Origin of the sequence: Flavivirga sp. 57AJ16 (genome assembly GCF_028736925.1) — a bacterium.
Lineage (GTDB): Bacteria > Bacteroidota > Bacteroidia > Flavobacteriales > Flavobacteriaceae > Flavivirga.
In genome coordinates this window covers 1-1,016 of sequence record NZ_JAQZAT010000046.1, presented here as the reverse complement: position 1 = coordinate 1,016, position 1,016 = coordinate 1, and the positions used below count along the sequence as shown (strand labels likewise).

The window sequence follows — 1,016 nt, the reverse complement described above, 5'->3', positions numbered from 1 at the left end:
GAAATGTTCGTGGGAACGTTCAAAAGGGACTTTTCGATAGAAGGGATCCTCTCGGCCATTAAAAAGACCGGTTCCATCAACGGCTATAACATAAAGGAAAGGACACTGACCATTGAGTAGGGCAGCGCACACAGGCGGCCCCGGCGCAGCAAAAAACATAAACGAACATATAACGAACAATATAAACTAACGATCAAACAGCCCCGGCCATGAAGACATACGATCTTATCAGCACCATCGGCACGAGCCCCCAGACCAAAGTGAGGGGTGGCCACGAAATGCCGTTCGGGCCCGGTACGGATACGGATACCGCCGATGATATCACCGTGACCGTGACCCTATCGGGAGGCTCCGGGCTCAGGTTCGCCCCATTGGGCCTGGCAAGGGACAGTGCCCCGGACCGGGGCCCCTCCGGCCCAGATCGTACCGGCGCCGTTTCCTTTACGGTAAGGGCACCGGCCATGGAACTCGACGGCCTACCGGTGGCTGCCTTCCGGGCATTGCCCGACGGCGAAGGTGAAGGGTCCCAAAAGGTCCCTACGGGCCCAAGCGCCATAGGCTATATGATGCACGTCAAGGACGTTTCGGGCTCAAAGCTCATAAGGATATACAACAATGCAGGGCAGAAAGTGCTGGAGTACCAGAACAGGGGCGGCGACATATCTCGGCTAAGAAGGGGCATGTACTTTTTCAGGGACCTGCGGGTCGGTTAGGGTACGGGGGCCAAAAAAACATGGAGGAGGAGGACATAAAAAAGCAAAGGAATTAAAAACAGTTATAAAAAGGGAACAAGAAGGCCCTTAGATTGGTCAAGTTTAGAGAGATTGACCAATCCGGATCATCTTTTCCCTTTTAATCAAGCTAATCTGCTAAAAAGTGTTGGGACGGCTCGTGCTTTACGGGCAGTGCCCTTGCAGGGCGGCATGAAAGTAAGGTAAGGAACGAACGGGACGGCCGTTAGGACGGGCCCGTTTTAAAAAATATACAAGGAGGAACGCAGCCCGTGCCGGGACGGT

Annotated in this window: 1 protein-coding gene; it reads left to right on the top strand. The window is 53.9% G+C overall.

The window, feature by feature from the left end; all coding sequences use genetic code 11:
* Nucleotides 1-209: 209 nt before the first annotated feature.
* Entirely contained in the window at nucleotides 210-713 is a 504-nt protein-coding gene (locus PQO00_RS20265; protein WP_274186678.1) for a hypothetical protein, read from the top strand.
* Nucleotides 714-1,016: the final 303 nt, after the last annotated feature.